Origin of the sequence: Fodinicola feengrottensis, assembly GCF_010993775.1 — a bacterium.
GTDB lineage: Bacteria > Actinomycetota > Actinomycetes > Mycobacteriales > HKI-0501 > Fodinicola > Fodinicola feengrottensis.
In genome coordinates this window covers 166862-181923 of the sequence record NZ_WOTO01000007.1, presented here as the reverse complement: position 1 = coordinate 181923, position 15062 = coordinate 166862, and the positions used below count along the sequence as shown (strand labels likewise).

General features: G+C 67.6%; 15 protein-coding genes and 3 pseudogenes. 5 read left to right on the top strand and 13 right to left on the bottom strand.

The window, feature by feature from the left end; all coding sequences use genetic code 11:
• The 4 genes and pseudogenes from GNX96_RS08990 to GNX96_RS62930 form a co-directional block, all read right to left on the bottom strand.
• Window positions 1-1438, bottom strand: a pseudogene (locus tag GNX96_RS08990) (NAD(P)H-hydrate dehydratase).
• Between the two features lie 322 nt (window positions 1439-1760).
• A complete protein-coding gene (locus tag GNX96_RS08985; RefSeq protein WP_163567707.1) occupies window positions 1761-2366 on the bottom strand; it encodes a GNAT family N-acetyltransferase in 606 nt (201 codons plus the stop codon).
• Window positions 2363-3013 (bottom strand): VC0807 family protein, encoded by a 651-nt coding sequence (locus GNX96_RS08980; RefSeq protein ID WP_279579819.1) that lies wholly within the window; start codon window positions 3011-3013, stop codon window positions 2363-2365. Before GNX96_RS08980 ends, GNX96_RS08985 begins: the two co-directional genes overlap by 4 nt.
• Window positions 3014-3064: 51 nt before the next feature.
• Window positions 3065-4425 (bottom strand): annotated as a pseudogene (locus GNX96_RS62930) (carotenoid oxygenase family protein).
• Between the two features lie 108 nt (window positions 4426-4533).
• Between GNX96_RS62930 and GNX96_RS50245 the strand changes: the two are divergent.
• Together GNX96_RS50245 and GNX96_RS50240 are read left to right on the top strand one after the other, a co-directional pair.
• Entirely contained in the window at window positions 4534-4779 is a 246-nt protein-coding gene (locus GNX96_RS50245) for a PadR family transcriptional regulator (RefSeq protein WP_279579818.1), read from the top strand.
• Entirely contained in the window at window positions 4740-5084 is a 345-nt protein-coding gene (locus GNX96_RS50240; protein ID WP_279579839.1) for a hypothetical protein, read from the top strand. Before GNX96_RS50245 ends, GNX96_RS50240 begins: the two co-directional genes overlap by 40 nt.
• Window positions 5085-5142: 58 nt before the next feature.
• Here GNX96_RS50240 and GNX96_RS08965 read toward each other — a convergent pair whose 3' ends face one another.
• Window positions 5143-5571 carry a holo-ACP synthase gene (locus GNX96_RS08965; RefSeq protein ID WP_279579817.1) on the bottom strand — a complete coding sequence of 143 codons (429 nt, stop codon included), beginning with the start codon at window positions 5569-5571 and terminating at the stop codon, window positions 5143-5145.
• A gap of 35 nt (window positions 5572-5606) precedes the next feature.
• On the opposite strand from GNX96_RS08965, the gene GNX96_RS08960 reads away from it, so the two are divergent.
• Window positions 5607-6326, top strand: a complete 720-nt coding sequence (locus GNX96_RS08960; RefSeq protein WP_313885611.1) for an SDR family oxidoreductase — start codon at window positions 5607-5609, stop codon at window positions 6324-6326.
• Between the two features lie 100 nt (window positions 6327-6426).
• On the opposite strand, the gene GNX96_RS08955 is transcribed toward GNX96_RS08960, so the two are convergent.
• Window positions 6427-6588 (bottom strand): hypothetical protein, encoded by a 162-nt coding sequence (locus tag GNX96_RS08955; protein ID WP_163567705.1) that lies wholly within the window; start codon window positions 6586-6588, stop codon window positions 6427-6429.
• A complete protein-coding gene (locus GNX96_RS08950) occupies window positions 6581-7666 on the bottom strand; it encodes a PrsW family intramembrane metalloprotease (protein ID WP_163567704.1) in 1086 nt (361 codons plus the stop codon). Before GNX96_RS08950 ends, GNX96_RS08955 begins: the two co-directional genes overlap by 8 nt.
• A gap of 233 nt (window positions 7667-7899) precedes the next feature.
• Here GNX96_RS08950 and GNX96_RS08945 point away from each other — a divergent pair, with 233 nt between their 5' ends.
• A complete protein-coding gene (locus GNX96_RS08945; RefSeq protein ID WP_163567703.1) occupies window positions 7900-8811 on the top strand; it encodes a DNA-methyltransferase in 912 nt (303 codons plus the stop codon).
• On the opposite strand, the gene GNX96_RS08940 is transcribed toward GNX96_RS08945, so the two are convergent.
• Window positions 8798-9124 carry a hypothetical protein gene (locus GNX96_RS08940; protein WP_279579816.1) on the bottom strand — a complete coding sequence of 109 codons (327 nt, stop codon included), beginning with the start codon at window positions 9122-9124 and terminating at the stop codon, window positions 8798-8800. The two genes, GNX96_RS08945 and GNX96_RS08940, sit on opposite strands and share 14 nt — an antisense overlap.
• 467 nt (window positions 9125-9591) lie before the next feature.
• Window positions 9592-11489 (bottom strand): annotated as a pseudogene (gene glmS / locus GNX96_RS08935) (glutamine--fructose-6-phosphate transaminase (isomerizing)).
• Window positions 11490-11645: 156 nt separating this feature from the next.
• Here glmS and GNX96_RS67095 point away from each other — a divergent pair.
• Window positions 11646-12524: a hypothetical protein gene (locus GNX96_RS67095; RefSeq protein ID WP_279579815.1), complete on the top strand. Its 879-nt coding sequence runs from the start codon at window positions 11646-11648 to the stop codon at window positions 12522-12524.
• 171 nt (window positions 12525-12695) lie between these two features.
• On the opposite strand, the gene GNX96_RS08920 is transcribed toward GNX96_RS67095, so the two are convergent.
• From GNX96_RS08920 to GNX96_RS08905, 4 genes are read right to left on the bottom strand one after another with little or no spacing between them, the layout of a single operon-like run.
• Window positions 12696-13109 (bottom strand): hypothetical protein, encoded by a 414-nt coding sequence (locus GNX96_RS08920; protein ID WP_163567699.1) that lies wholly within the window; start codon window positions 13107-13109, stop codon window positions 12696-12698.
• Entirely contained in the window at window positions 13094-13465 is a 372-nt protein-coding gene (locus tag GNX96_RS08915) for a hypothetical protein (protein WP_163567698.1), read from the bottom strand. The genes GNX96_RS08920 and GNX96_RS08915 overlap by 16 nt, the downstream gene beginning before the upstream one ends.
• Window positions 13429-14310: a hypothetical protein gene (locus GNX96_RS08910; RefSeq protein ID WP_163567697.1), complete on the bottom strand. Its 882-nt coding sequence runs from the start codon at window positions 14308-14310 to the stop codon at window positions 13429-13431. The genes GNX96_RS08915 and GNX96_RS08910 overlap by 37 nt, the downstream gene beginning before the upstream one ends.
• Window positions 14286-15059, bottom strand: a complete 774-nt coding sequence (locus tag GNX96_RS08905; RefSeq protein WP_279579814.1) for an ABC transporter ATP-binding protein — start codon at window positions 15057-15059, stop codon at window positions 14286-14288. The genes GNX96_RS08910 and GNX96_RS08905 overlap by 25 nt, the downstream gene beginning before the upstream one ends.
• Between the last annotated feature and the right edge of the window lie 3 nt (window positions 15060-15062).

Genomic DNA, 15062 nt, shown 5'->3' with positions numbered 1-15062 from the left:
TCAGCCAGCGGCCGGCCACAGGCCGCGCACCGCGGCCCGCATCGTGTCCCGGACCACAGCGGCGCTGACCGGCCCGTTCTCGGCCGCCAGTCGACCGGCGAGGCCATGCACGTACGCGGCAGCCGCGCCGGCCTTACCAGCGGGAACACCGGCGGCGAGCAGCGCCCCGGCGATGCCGGACAGGACATCTCCGCTGCCGGCGGTGGCCAGCACCGGCGTGCCGGTCGGGTTCACGTACGCGGTGCCGTCCCGGTCCGCGACGATCGTCCGGTCGCCCTTGAGCAACACCGTGCACCGCAACCTGGCGGCGGCTCGGCGGGCCGCCGCCAGCCGGTCTTCGCCGATCGGCCCGAAAATCCGGGCGAACTCGCGGTCGTGCGGGGTGAGCAGGGTCGGCGCCTTCCGGTCGCGTACCCATTCCTGGTGCCCGGCCAGCACCGTCAGCCCGTCGGCGTCGATCACCACCGGAAGGTCGGACTGCAGCACCTGCCAGAGCATCCCGGTAGCCGGCTCGCCGGTGCCGAGCCCGGAGCCGATCGCCCATGCCTGTACGCGGCCGGCGTCGCGCAGATTGGCGCTGGCGACCACTTCCGGGTAGGGCGTCGTACCGGCTCGAGCGCGGTGCCGGCGTACCGGACCATCCCCGCCGGCCCGGCCAGCGCCGCGCCCACCGCGAGCACCGCGGCCCCCGGATAGATGTCCGAGCCGGCCGCGATGCCCAGCACACCACGGGTGTATTTGTCATCGGTCGGGCCGGGCCGCGGCCACCAGTCGGCGATGTCGGCCTCATCCGGGATCAGCGCGGCCGGCGCGCCAAGGTGGGGCCCGATGCCTATATCGACCAGCTCCACCAGCCCACTGCGAGCCGCCCCTGGCCCCACCACCAGGCCCGCTTTCAGGCAGCCGAACGTCACCGTGACATCGGCTCGTACGGCCTCGCCAGGCACCGCTCCGGTGGTCGGGTCGATGCCGCTCGGGGTGTCCACCGCGACGATCGGCGCCCCCGTCAGCGCCGCCGCGGCGGCAAGCTCAGCCGCATCAGGCCGCAATCCCCCGCTGGCACCGATGCCGACCAACCCGTCGAGGATCACGTCCGCATCCGCGGGGATGCTGCTCACCACCCCCGCCCACCGGCCGCTTTGAGCGCCTTAAGACCGTCGCTATGCGCGCGCTCCGGCTTCAGCAGCACGGCCTCGACGAGGGCTCCACGACCAGCCAGCCTGGCTCCCGCATAGAGTGCGTCACCCCCGTTGTCGCCGACGCCGACCATCAACGCGACCTTCGCCCCGTACACGCCGCCGCGGCCGTCCTTGAGCAGAATCGCCACCCTCCGCGCCAGCCCAGCCGCCGCCCGCCGCATGAGCGCGCCGTCCGGCAACTTCGCCATAAGAGCCGCTTCGGCCGCCCGTACCTGATCCACCCCGTACGCCAGTCGCATGCGACCAAGGTTGCCCGACGCGCCGCCCAGCCGCCAAAGCGGTCTCCCGCTTTGATCACTCTTCGGTGCCGGTCCTATTTCCCATCGGCTCACCGGGAGGGTGCGGCGCGAAATTGTCGTAGGTGTCTGTTTTTCTTTCCCCCTCCCTTTGAACGGGCGGGGGGTGGGTTGAGAGGTGGACCTTGATTTTTAGTTGAACATCGGTCCTCGAACCCGCCCCCCACCCGTCACTGGGTGGGGGCAAATCTGCCGGAGGGGTACGACAGTTTCGCGCCGCACCCTACGTACGAGGGCTGTCCCATCGGAATCCGACTGTGCGGATTCAGCGGGGCTGGCGCCACATCGCCCACAGGGTGGGGCCGGCTGACGGGAGCTGAATCTCGCGCGTCACCTCGAAGCCGAAACGGGCGTAATACGGCACGTTCGACTCCTTGCTGGATTCCAGGTACGCCGGCAGGTGATCGCGGTCGCAGGCGGCCAGCCGGGAGGTGATCAGGCCGGTGCCGACGCCGGTGCCTTGGGCGGTCGGGTCGGTGCCGATGACGGACAGATACCAGTGTGGTTCGTGTGGGTGGGTCTTGGCCATGACCTCCTGGACCTGGCCGGCGTTTTTCACGTACGGGCCGAAAGCGCGGAGGTAGGCCGGCATCGACAGCAGCGCCCGCAGCCACCCGACCTGCCAGCCGCCGGGTGGCTTCCACAGTGCCGCGCCGCGGACCGCGCCGTCCGCGACGGCGGCGTCGACGGTGTGGTGCCGGAGATGTTCATGCCGGATGACGGCTTGGAAGAACAGCGGCAGCCGGCGGTCGCGCTCGGCGTCGTCCGGCATCATCCAGGACATCACCGGGTCATCCATAAAAGCACGGGTCAGGACGGCCGACACCGCAGTGACATCGGCCTTCCCGACCCTACCCGCAGTGACCGTCATTCCGCGGCGGCCGGCACCGGTCGGTCGCGCAGTTTCCGCCGGACATACCCGAAGGTCCAGACGGTGAGCAGCACCATCGCGGCGATGAACATGATCGACGACAGGCCGGTCATCACGTCGATCGGCAGCAGGAACACCAGCGGGATGCGGACCAGAGCCTCGAAAAGCAGGCCGAGACCCCACACCATCGACATCAGCCGGAACATCTTCCGGAAGGGCTCGGCGGTCGCCCACAGGTCCTCGAAGCGCGCTCCACCGTCGCCCTGCATTCGTTTGGCCGCGTAGAAAATCAGCGGCCGGCCGACGAAACAGCTGCCGGCGAAGAGCAAACCAGCCACGCCGGTGCCGACGGAGTCCTTCAACAGCAGGAATCGGGCGCTGCCGGTGACGAACGACAGCACCAGCCCGACCCCGAACACCGCCAGCAGGAAGCCGGCGAAGACGTCGACACGACGCGCCTTGATAGCCACCCAGGCCACTCGCAGGCCCGACACGATCGTGCCCGCCAGCAGCGAGACGAACGGAGACTGCCCCAATGCACGCAGTCCGTAGTACGCGATCAGCGCCAGGCCCACGTCCCACAGCAACGACAACATCATCGTTCGCATCTGTGGCACTCGCGGCGCGGTCTCGGCAGTCTCCGTCATCGGGTTCCCTCCCCGTGGAAGTGTCGTGGACATTGTCAGTCAGTGACCCCGTCAGCGAACCAGGAACCGTGGAATCCGGCTGGTACGCGCGGCCGGCAGCTCGACCGTAGCGACCGGTCCGGCGGCCACATCACCGGCGTCCAGTACGACCAGTTGCGATCCCTTGCCGCTGCGCTCGCTCAGGATCGACATCAGCCAGCCATCGTCCTCGTTGGTGCCGCCGTCGGCCGGGATGAAGACTGCCTCGCCGGCTACCCGGTCGCCCAGCTCGTTCGCCCAGCTGCGGCCGGTCTCGGTGTCATACTTGACAATCGCGCCGACGTGGCCGTTGCCTACGGTGTAGACGTACCGGTTGGGCAAGCCGGTCCGGCTTTCGTTGATAGTGGGGAATTCGACGCCACGATCGTCGACGAGCTGCTCGCTGACGGTCCCGCTGGCAGGGTCGAGCGTCCAGCGGTGCATCGCGCTGACGCCCAGCGACGTCGCCGCGTCGACGAGGTGGTTTCCGACTTCGACCGCACCACCGATCTGGCCCCAAAGCGCGTCCCACGATCGTCTGCTGTAGCGGACAGCGTCCACCACGATCCGGCCCTGGGAGTCCTCGAACGCGTTACCACGTGGAGAATGTAGCAGGGGTCCACGTCGAACCACTGAACTTTGGTGCTGTCTTTGCGCATCACGCCGAGCCGGGCACCATACGCGTCCCGCCATTCGTACGGCATTCCCCGTTCCAACAGGGTGTGATCGAAGACAAGGGGCAGATCCAGCCAGATCACGTAGTTCTCGGTAATCGCGAAATCGTGCATCATGGTGGATGCCGGTACGTCGATCTCGGCACTGTGGACCAGCTCTCCACTGGCCGAAAGGCGGTGGTACGTAAGGAAAGGCGGCCGGAACCCGTAGCCGAAGAAATGCAGCTCGCCGGTCACCGGGTCCTGCTTGGGATGAGCGGTCATCGCGGTGGTCAACCGGCCCCCGAAGTCCACCGGACCAACCGTGTCGAGTTCTGGCGTGACCTGGTAAGGAAAACCCACCTCGCACAGCGCCAGCAGCTTGCCGCCATGTTCGATGATGTGCGTGTTCGCGGAATTGACGGCGAGATTACGGCGGCCGTTCTCGTCCATAAATCGCTCCCCGGCCAGCCGAGCGGTCTTGACCCAGCGGTTCCGGTACCACTCCGCCTTACCGCCGGCGATGCGTACGCCATGCAGCATGCCGATACCGGTGAACCAGTGCCCGGACGGGTCACCGGGCAGCGGGTTCGGTCCGTTCCGGAAATAGCGGCCCGCCAGCTCCGTAGGCAACGTGCCGGTGACCGGCAGGTCGTACGCCTCGGTCTCGTCCGGGACCGGCGCGAAGTAGCGCTCCGGTTGGAGCTGATCGGTGTTCTTATCACTCTGTGTGGCGGTCATGAGATCCTCCTGTCGGATGCGACATGAAGAGAATGACCTATCGATTTCGACATGTCAATCTCAATCTGTAGATCTTTGCACTAGAGTGCAGGACGGAGGTGTGGACCGATGTCGTTGCGATACGCCCTGCTGGGCCTGCTCGCGGACGAGCCGGCCAGCGGCTATGACCTGGCCAGGACGTTCGAGATCTCGCTGCAGCGGTGGGCATGGCACGCCCGACACAGCCAGATCTATCCGGAGCTGAACAAGCTCGCCGACGAGGGCCTGATCGACGTTGTCGACGAGGGCGCACGCGGCCGCCGGACGTACGCGCGATCACCGACAGTGGCCGCACCGAGCTGCGGGAATGGCTGATCCATCCGCCGACCGCGCCGCTCGTACGGAACGAATCGGTCCTCCGGCTCTTCCTGCTGAACACCCTGGACACGGCCGACCGCAAGGTCCTGTTGCGCGGCTATCAGCGGGAGGCGAGCGAGGCCGGCGCGGACATCGAGAACATCATCGAGCGGTTCGATCTCCAGCCCGACTCGGACAACCAACCCTGGTTCGGTCGCCTCGCCGCCGAGTACGGCCGCCGTACGTACGCGGCACAACTGGCCTGGTCCACCTGGGCCCAAGACCAACTCCAAGCGTGGGAACAAGACCACCCGCGAACCTGACGTTTTCGTTTGAGAAACCCCCGAAAGTGACAGCGGAAACGTCGAGTTCGCGAAGGTTTTAGGCGCCTTCGGCGACGACCATCGCGGAGGCGATGCCACCGTCGTGGGACAGCGACAGGTGCCAGCGGGCGATGCCGGCGGCGGCGGCCGCGTCGGCGACCGTGCCGCAGACTGTCAGCCACGGACGGCCGTCCGCATCCGTGACAACCTCACAGTCGTGCCAGCTCAGCCCGACCGGCGCGCCCAGCGCCTTGGCGACCGCCTCTTTGGCCGCGAACCGGGCCGCGAGCGACTCCGGCGACCGCGGATTACCCGAGGACGTGGTGCGCTCGGCCTCGGTGAACAGGCGGTCGGCGAGCGGCGGCGTACGCGTGAGCGCGGCCGCAAATCGTTCGACTAGCACGACGTCCATCCCCACACTGACAATCACCACGTCAGCGTACGAAAGGACCGCCAACATGTTCGACAACGCCCTCGCCGGTCGCACCGCGGTCGTGACCGGAGTGAGCCGGCAGGCCGGAAATCGGCGTCGCGATCGCTCGCCGGCTCGCCGCGCAGGGCGCTGACCTGCTGCTTCAAGGCTGGGAGCGGCATGACGCGGAGCGTCACAACGAGATGGGTACGGGTGCGCCGGCGTCGATTGTCGACGAGTTGCGCGAGGCGGGGCGTCGGGTTGAGTACGTCAGCGCCGACTTCAGCGATCCACTGGCACCGGCCGAGGTGGTCCAAGCCGGCATCGACGCCTTCGGACATCTCGACATCCTGGTCGCCAACCATGCCCGCACCACTCCTCGCAGTTCTCTCGCGGAAATCACCGCGGCCGAGATCGACGCGTCGTACGCGATCAACAGTCGATCCACTTTCCTGCTGGTCAAGGAATTCGCCGGCCATTTCAAGGGCAGCGATGGCCGGATCGTGCTTTTCACCTCCGGTCAGCACAACGGCCCGATGGCCGACGAAATCCCCTATGCGGCAAGCAAAGCGGCGCTGGCTGGAATGACACCAAGCCTCGCCGCCGCGGTGATTAGCCAGCGGATCATGGTGAACTGCGTGAATCCGGGCCCCACCGACACCGGCTGGGCGACGCCGGACATCACCGCGGCGGCACTGACCCGGCTGCGGCTGGGCCGCTGGGGCACGCCGGACGACGCGGCCGCACTGGTGTCCTTCCTGGTCGGCCCGGACGGTGGCTGGGTCACCGGCCAGGTGATCAGCTCCGAAGGCGGGTTCAACCTCGGCTGACGGACAGCTCATTGCACGTACCGAATTAGGCGCATGTTGGGCGATTATCCGGGCACTGGCTGATGGTGGGCCTGGGCTCGGCGGCCGAACCAGACAGGGCCTAAACCGGCACGCGGCGATAACGTCGCAGGAATTGTTGTTGCCACCCGATGATGCCCAGCAGCCGCGACTCATCGGCGGCGAAGGTGTTCCGGTGGTAGCCGTGGTTCACCGCGTCCCGGGCGATCGCGAGCTGGGTGGACGCGGACTGCAGCTCACGCATGGCTGCGCCGGCCTCCGAACCACCGGCATTCTTGGCCCATCGGATAGCCACCCCACGCCCTTTGAGAGAGGCTAACTGGTCGACGTCCGCGGGTGAGAACCAGCCGGAGCGGACGTAGCCGTCCAGCCCCCCCCCGGACTATTCGGAACTGGTTGTATCGCAGGAAAAGCACCACCGCGACCCACACCAGGAACACCGGCGGGAGCACCACGGTGAATTCGATGACCAAACCGGCCAGGCCCGACGGCACGAAGGCCTGCGAGCCGTTGAAGAAACCGTGCAGCATCATCGCGACCATCCAGCCGCCAACCGGCGCGATCACCCGGATCACGATGTTGATGTTGCTTCGGGCCGCGAACCCCAGGGCGATGCCAGTGGCCGACGTGAAAAGCGGATGCCCGAAAGGTGTCAGGACGCAGCGTACGAAGAAAAGCAGAAGCAGGCTGAAAAAACCGTCCGAGGCCATCCCACGCTGCATTTGGCCGTTCATGAAAGCCGACGCCAGGTACGTGATGTTTTCGACGAAAGCGAAGCCGGCGCCGACAAAGAGCGCATATGCCACCCCGTCCAGCGGGCCGGTGAAATACCGCCCGGCATTGGGCAGGATGCGTTTGGTCCGGCTGAGTGCGAAAATCAGCAGCAGCGCCAGCCCCTTCAGGCTTTCCTCGTCCAGCGGCGCGGCGAACACCGCGGCCAGCGTACGATCCCCGCCAAACAACATGCTCTGCAGGAAATCGTTGGCATAACCGGCGATGAGGACCGAGATGGTGGCGCCCCAGCCCAGCGCGAAAAGGCGGGCGCCCCACGGCTGCGGCTGGAACCGGGACAGCCAGACCGCGCAGCCGATCAGGATCGGCACCGGGAACATCGCGAACAATCCGAACAACAGCAGCAGAAGCGGGCCGTAGTGCAGTCCCAGCAGGACCACCACGACCAGGCCGGCGAGTCCCACAAATCCGGCCGCGGCCGCTCCGATGAGCCATTTCCCGACGCTGGTGCGGTGCATCGGACGGGCCAGCCGCTGGTACGGGTACGGACCTGCCGGCGCGCCGTACGCCCCCGGAACCGCTGCGTTCATCGCTGGTCTTCTCCCGCTCCCCTTTGATGACAATCATCACTCGTGCCCGACAAACCCGCAGCACAAGAGACACGATAACCGGGCTACCACAAATGCCCGAATCCAGTGCCGGTTGGCTAAGAGCGCGTCTGACCACCCGCCGAGACGGGCGTGGCCGCTTGGGACGGCCGGCGACAACGTGTAGTTTCGCGTTGCGGACGTGGCAATTCGGTCGAGGATGACGAGGTGGGCGGTTGACTGAGCACCCCCACCCGTCCGAGTCCGTACCGGCCGCCCAGCAGCCGGCCTTTCAGTACGGGCGAGCCCAGCTCTTTCACGCCGACGCGCTGGCCTGGCTGCGCGAGCAACCGGCGAACAGCGTCCACGGCGTAGTCACCGATCCGCCGTACGGACTCGTCGAATACACCCCCGCGCAGCAACGAAAACTGCGCGCCGGCCGGGGCGGGGTCTGGCGGATCCCGCCGTCGTACGACGGCCGGCCGCGGTCGCCGCTGCCGCGTTTCACCACGCTGACCGAGGACGACCTCGCCTACATCGCGCATTTCTTCCGAAATTTCGGCAAGGCCGTGCTGCCGGTGCTGGCACCGGGAGCGCATGTCATCGTGGCCGCCAATCCGCTGGTGTCCTACCTCGTCTCGGCCGCGTTGTCGGACGCCGGCCTGGAAAGGCGCGGCGAGATCGTCCGGCTGGTGACCACCATGCGCGGCGGGGACCGGCCGAAGAACGCCCACGACGAATTCCCGGACGTTTCGGTGATGGCGCGCTCGATGTGGGAGCCGTGGGTGGTGTGCCGCAAACCCGTCGACGGTACGGTCGCGGCCAATCTGCGGAAATGGAAAACCGGTGGACTGCGGCGGATTTCCGCCGACCAGCCGTTCGGGGACGTGATCAAATCCGCGCCGACTCGTGCGCTGGAACGGAAAATCGCCCGGCACCACCCCTCCTTGAAGCCACAGGATTTCATGCGGCAGGTCGTACGCGCCGTCCTGCCGCTGGGCGAGGGCGTGGTGCTGGATCCCTTCGCTGGATCGGGATCGACGTTGGCGGCCGCCAACGTGGTCGGGTATGACAGCATCGGCGTGGAGATCGACGAGACTTATGTCGACGTGGCTCGTACAGCCATCCCACAACTCACCGCTTGTTAGATTCCAGCAAATCCACGGTCCTGGACAGCTGGTCCAGCGCACCCTGTCCCCACTGACCGAACACATGAGCGTCGGCCCAGCAAATCACATCGCTGCCGAGAAACCGGAAATTCAACGGCTGCCACGGCATGTGCAGCAACCATCGCATCAACTCCGGGCTGAGGGCCGTCCTGGCCGCGTCCGGATCACCAGTGGTCACTTGAAAGTCCTCGGCGAACCGCCCGGCGAGCGTGGTGGCGGGTTCCACTGTCGGTAGTCCGCGACCGGGCCGCCCCTGCACACACAATGCGGGAAGTTTTCGCCCTGCCGACATGACGGCGATCGCGTGATAACCGTCGTACGTGCGGTTTGGATTGTCCGGACGCAGATATGGCCGAACGAAACTTTGGCTGTACTGAAAGATAACAAATTCTCGGCCACCACGACTTCCCGTCACCACGTGGTGGATTCGTTCGGCGCTCAGCCAGCCGCCCCCCCGCCCGTCAGACTGCCGTTGGCTGGCCGCGAAAGGCGGCCCTGGGAAACGGGTCCTGAGATCATCCCGAGGAGTTGACCAATATGTGAAGTGCTGCGACTCGGCCCAGGCGAGCAGCCGCTCTCGTTGGCCCGGTTCACCCACTGACCGCGCCAAGGACGCCGACAATGCCAAAGCTAGGAGAACGGTCAAGACTTCACCTCGAAATGCGGCCGCCATGCATACTGACCAGAAGATCCTCACACACGTTTTGCATCGTTGCAAGGAAATCTCGCAGCCGGCATCGATCCCGGCCGCGGGCGTCGCTATTCGACGGTGACGGACTTGGCGAGGTTGCGGGGCTGGTCCACGTCGTGGCCGCGGGCGGCCGCGATCTCGCACGCCAGCACCTGCAGCGGCACCGTGGTGACCAGCGGCGCGAGCAGCGTCGGCGTGTGCGGCACCCGGATCATGTGGTCCGCGTACGGCGCGACCGCCTCGTCGCCCTCCTCGGCGATCACGATCGTACGAGCGCCCCGGGCCCGCACCTCCTGGATGTTCGAGACGATCTTGTCGTGCAGGATCGCCCGGCCGCGCGGCGACGGGACGGTGATGACGACCGGCGTACCGGCCTCTATCAGCGAGATGGGGCCGTGCTTGAGCTCGCCGGCAGCGAAGCCCTCCGCGTGCATGTACGCCAGTTCCTTGAGCTTCAGCGCGCCTTCCAGGGCCACCGGGTATCCGACGTGCCGGCCGAGGAACAACACCTGCTGCGCGCGACGCCAGGTCCCGGGCCAGCTCGCGTACGGGCTCCATGGTGGCCAGCACCGCGCGGATCTTCTCCGGCATCTTCTGCAGCTGCTGCACGACCGCTGCCACCTCGTCCGCATACTTGATGCCCCGTACCTGCGCCAACAGCAGTCCGACCAGATAGACCGCGACGACCTGCGTCAGAAACGCCTTGGTCGACGCGACCGCGACCTCCGGACCAGCGTGTGTGTAGAGCACCGCGTCGGACTCGCGCGGGATGGTGGAGCCGTTGGTGTTGCTGATCGCGAGGACGCGCGCTTTCTGCTCCTTGGCGTGCCGCAGGGCCATCAGCGTGTCCATCGTCTCGCCGGACTGCGAGATCACGATGACCAGCGTGGATCGGTCCAGCACCGGGTCGCGATAGCGGAACTCGCTGGCCAGCTCCACCTCGACCGAGATCCGCGTCCAGTGCTCGATGGCGTATTTGGCGACCAGCGCGGCGTGGTACGACGTGCCGCAGGCGATCACGAAGATCTTGTCGATGTCCCGCAGGTCCTGGTCGGTCAGCCGGACCTCGTCCAGGGTCAGGTCACCGCTGTCGGTGAGCCGGCCGCGCAGCGTGTCGGCGACCGCCTGCGGCTGCTCGGCGATCTCCTTGAGCATGAAGTAGTCGTAGCCGCCCTTTTCGGCGGCCGAGGCGTCCCAGTCGACGTGGAACTCCTTGGGCGTCACCGCCACCCCGAAGAAGTCGGTGACCAGGATGTCGGTCGGAGTGATCTCCACGACCTGGTCCTGGCCGAGTTCGACGGCTTCCCGGGTGTGCTCGATGAACGCGGACACGTCGGAGGCGAGGAAGTTCTCACCGTCGCCGCGACCGGCCACCAGCGGCGAGTTACGGCGCGCGCCGACCACCACGTCGGGAGCGTCCGCATGCACCGCGAGCAGCGTGAACGCGCCTTCCAGACGCCGACACACCAGCCGCATCGCCTCGGCCAGCCGGCCGGCGCTGTCCGGCGTGCTCTGGACCGGCAGGTGGTCAAGGGTCGCGTACGCCTGCGCCAACAGGTGCGCGGCGCACTCGGTGTCGGTGTCCGAGGCGAGCTCGATGCCGGCCGCCTCCAGCTCGGCACGCAGGTGCGCGAAGTTCTCGATGATGCCGTTATGGATGACCGCGATCTTGCCGTCCATCGACGTGTGCGGATGGGCGTTGCGGTCGTTGGGAGCGCCGTGCGTCGCCCAGCGGGTGTGGCCGATGCCCGTACGCCCGAGGCGCGATGCCGTTGTCCGCGGTGTGGGCGCTGACCGCCTCGGTCAGGTTGGCCAGCTTGCCGGCCTTCTTCTCGGTCGCCAACCGGCCATCGGCGACCACGGCGATCCCGGCCGAGTCATATCCCCGGTACTCGAGCCTGCGCAGGCCCTCCAGGACAACATCCAACGAGCGCTGATGACCGACGTACCCCACAATGCCGCACATGCCGACCGAGGGTAACCACCCCACGGCGGGCCGCCGGCCGCCGGGCCGGCGGAAGTGACATGACATGCGCCCTGGCCGTAACGGTTCAGCTTCACCAATCCATAAGGAAGGACTGTCAGCTTTCCGTCAGCTGCCCTTGGCCGGGAGACTGGGTGCATGTCGTACCCACCGCAGTCGTCTGCCCCGTTTGGTCCGTCCGGTCCGTTTGGCACCCCGCCGCCTCCGCCGGCCCGACGGCCTCGCTGGCTGCGCGCCTTTCTGCTCGGCCTGGTCGTTCCCGGCGTTGTCATCAGCGTCGTCATGGGCGTCGTCACGCTGGTCAAACCGCAGGTCGTCCTGGGTGCCGTCGGTAACCCACTGGTCTGGGCCTTCATCGGCGGCGCGCTGGTCGTCGGAGTGGTCGTCGGGCTGCTCGTACGGCTGCTGCGCGGTCCCGGGTGGCTGGCCTTCAGCGGCTTCTGGCTGCCGGTCGTGGTGGCCACCGCGTACGGGGTAGCGCCCGCTTTCATCGTCACGTCCGTCGACGAGAAGGCTCCTCCGGCCGCTCTCGCACCGCCGTCCTCGGCTGGCGCCTCGGCTTCTCCCGCCCCTGTCGCTGGGGATGTCGGACAGGCCGCGTTGACGGGCATCGGCCACAAGGCCAGCGGCACCGCGCGGCTGATCCGTACCGCCGACGGCACCTATGTCGTACGTTTCGAGAACTTCAAGATCGAACAGGGCCCGGACTTCCGCATCCACCTGGTCCCCGGCGCCGGTGCCCGCAACCCCGGCAAAACCCCCCGACCTCGGCGGCCTCAAAGCCAGCAGCGGCAACCAGAACTACCCCGTCCCCGCCGGCACCGCGGTGTCGGCGCCCACCACCATCCTGATCTGGTGCCGCGCCTTCCAGGTCCCCGTCGCCCAGGCCACCATCCGCTGAGGCCTGTCCCGACCTCGACCAGTTGGACGCACCTTTCGCGCCGGGTGCGGCGCGAAACTGTCGTACCCCTCCGGCAAATTTGCCCCCACCCAGTGACGGGTGGGGGGGGGGTTTGAGGACCGATGTTCAACTAAAAATTAAGGTCCACCTCTCGACCCACCCCCCGCCCGTTCAAAGGGAGGGGGAAAGAAAAACAGACACCTACGACAATTTCGCGCCGCACCCTATGTAGCGATCTGCACAATCGGAATCCGATTGTGCAGATCACCTCGCTCGGAAAGCGTCGCTCAAGAGCGGTCGCCGGACGCCACGATGGCGAGAATCGCCGGGCCTCGTACGGCATAGGCGTCGCCGGCCACTCGTACGCCGAGCGCGATCGCGCCGATCCCGCACAGCACGCCGACGACCAGTACGGCCCAGAGCAGGGCCGGCAGGACGGTCAGGCCCAGAGCCAGCAAGATCCCGGCCGGCAGCGCGGTGACCACGGCTATGGACAGGGAGATCAACAGCGTGAGGAAGGCTCGGCCGCCCTGGCCGGGGGCGCTGGAGGCGAAGGCGCTCGATCGCGACTGCGGCATCCCGTACGGGGCCCACACGCTGCTGACGCACGCGCCGGCGATCGCGCCGCCGAAGATCGCGCCGAGCAGGCCGATCGCGGCCGGGATCTGGCCGGGCTGACCGAGGATCAGCGGGTAGGCCACTGACGCGGCGAGTACGAGCGGGATGCCGGGCAGCAGAACAGCGACCGCGTGGCGTGGCCGAGCACCTCCGCGCGGGCGTGCGCGCGGCCGCCGAAAATCACCAGGTGCTGCCACAGGCCGGAGCCGTCGAAGCCGAACTGGTTGGTGGCCTGGAATCCGACCAGCAGGGCGATCATCCAGCCGCTGTACGGTCCCCCGATCGAGCTGTGGCCGGAGAAGAGCGGCACCAGCGGTACGACGATGCCGATCACCACCGAGGTCGCCCACGACATCCGCCGGATCGGGTCGCGGCCGGCGAGGCGCAGGTCGCGACCGGCGATCAGGCCCACCGGACCGGGGACCAGCCGCTCAGCCAACCCGGACAGCGCGCCCCGACGGTTCGACCGCACCGTGGTGGAGGCATCCGGACGTACCAGCGACCGCGCCAGCGCACTGCGCCACCAGAGCGCAAGCAGCACACCACTGCCACCAGGCCGACGAGCAGGTCCAACGCGACCAGACCCCAGCGCCCGGCACCGGCGTCCGAAGCGACATGGGCGAGCGCCCCCGGCGGCAACCACCGCAGCGAGTTCGCCGCCCCGGTCAGCAGGTTCACCGGATCGACTCGACCACCCGCTGCGCCGCTCACCAGGATGTTGAGGCCCTGCGGAAGCAACACCACGAGGATGCCGAGCACCACCGCGAGGTCCCGGCCGCGGCGGCTGCGCAGCAGCCCCGCCATGGTCGCCGCCATCGCACGCGACAGGCCAACACACATCAGCAGCTGAATCGCCGCGGCCGGCACCGAGAGCACCAGCGTCCACCACGGGTTGGCGACCGCGACCGCTCCGCCCGCCAGCACGATCGCATTGCCGATCGGGAAAACACCGATCAGAGCCGCCGCGAACAGGCCGCGTACGAGCGTGCCGTGGGTCAGCGGCAACAGCGCGAACCGGCGCGGGTCCAGGGTCTCGTCCACGCCGAAAGCGAGCAGCGGACTCACTGCCCACCCCAGCAGTTGGAAGATCTGCAGGATGCTGAGGACATCGGTGGCCACCGCGGGCGAGCCGGCGAATCGGGCCGCGAACAGCACCAACACGATCATCGCGGCCAGGAAGGCGACCGTGATCGAACTCCCGATCAGCTGTCCGATCGCCGCCGGTCCTTGACGGAACCTGTTACGCAGCAACGAAAGTTTCAGTCGGACGAAGAGCGCAACCACGCCAGCTCCCCCTCGTCCGCGGCCGGCGCGCCGACCAGGTGCAGGAACGCGTCTTCCAGGTGGGCGTGCTCGCCGCGTACGTCCGCGACCGCCCCAGCCGCCGCGATCCGGCCGCCGGCCATCACGGCCACGGTGTCGCAGAGCTGCTCCACCAGCGCCATCACGTGACTGGACAGCACGACCGTGCCGCCGCCCGCCGTGTATCGGCGCAGCACGTCGGAAATCACCCGGGCAGACACCGGGTCAACGGCTTCCATGGGCTCGTCCAGCAGCAACACCCGCGGGCTGTGCAGCATCGCCGCCGCGAGGGTGATCTTCTTCCGCATGCCGGTCGAGTAGTCGGCGACCAGCTTGCCGGCCGCGCCAGCGAGGTCCAGCACCTTCAGCAGCTCGGTGGCCCGGGTGTCCACCTCGGCACCGGGCAGCCCCCGCAACCGTCCGGTGTAAGAGAGCATCTCCGCGCCGGTCAGCCGCTCGAACAGCCGCAGGCCTTCGGGAAGTACGCCGATCCGCCGCTTGGCCGCCACCGGGTCGGCCCACATGTCGGCACCGCCGATCCGTACGGTGCCGGCATCGGGCACCAGCAACCCGGTCGCCATCGACAGGGTGGTGGTCTTGCCGGCACCGTTGGGACCGACCAGGCCGAAGAAGCTGCCGGCCGGCACGTCCAGGTCGATGCCGGCGACCGCGTACGTCGACCCGAAACGCTTGGTCAGGCCGCGAATCTCGATCGCTAGTTCGCTTGTCACGTA

Excerpts from the sequence above, each read along its gene's own strand:
- GNX96_RS08955 (WP_163567705.1), bottom strand. The coding sequence starts at position 6,588 with ATGCGTGAGCTGCAGTCCGCGTCCACCCAGCTCGCGATCGCCCGGGAC.
- GNX96_RS08940 (WP_279579816.1), bottom strand. The coding sequence starts at position 9,124 with ATGTCGGCAGGGCGAAAACTTCCCGCATTGTGTGTGCAGGGGCGGCCC.
- GNX96_RS50245 (WP_279579818.1), top strand. The coding sequence starts at position 4,534 with ATGTCGTTGCGATACGCCCTGCTGGGCCTGCTCGCGGACGAGCCGGCC.
- GNX96_RS67095 (WP_279579815.1), top strand. The coding sequence starts at position 11,646 with ATGTCGTACCCACCGCAGTCGTCTGCCCCGTTTGGTCCGTCCGGTCCG.
- GNX96_RS08950 (WP_163567704.1), bottom strand. The coding sequence starts at position 7,666 with ATGAACGCAGCGGTTCCGGGGGCGTACGGCGCGCCGGCAGGTCCGTAC.
- GNX96_RS08985 (WP_163567707.1), bottom strand. The coding sequence starts at position 2,366 with ATGACGGTCACTGCGGGTAGGGTCGGGAAGGCCGATGTCACTGCGGTG.
- GNX96_RS08980 (WP_279579819.1), bottom strand. The coding sequence starts at position 3,013 with ATGACGGAGACTGCCGAGACCGCGCCGCGAGTGCCACAGATGCGAACG.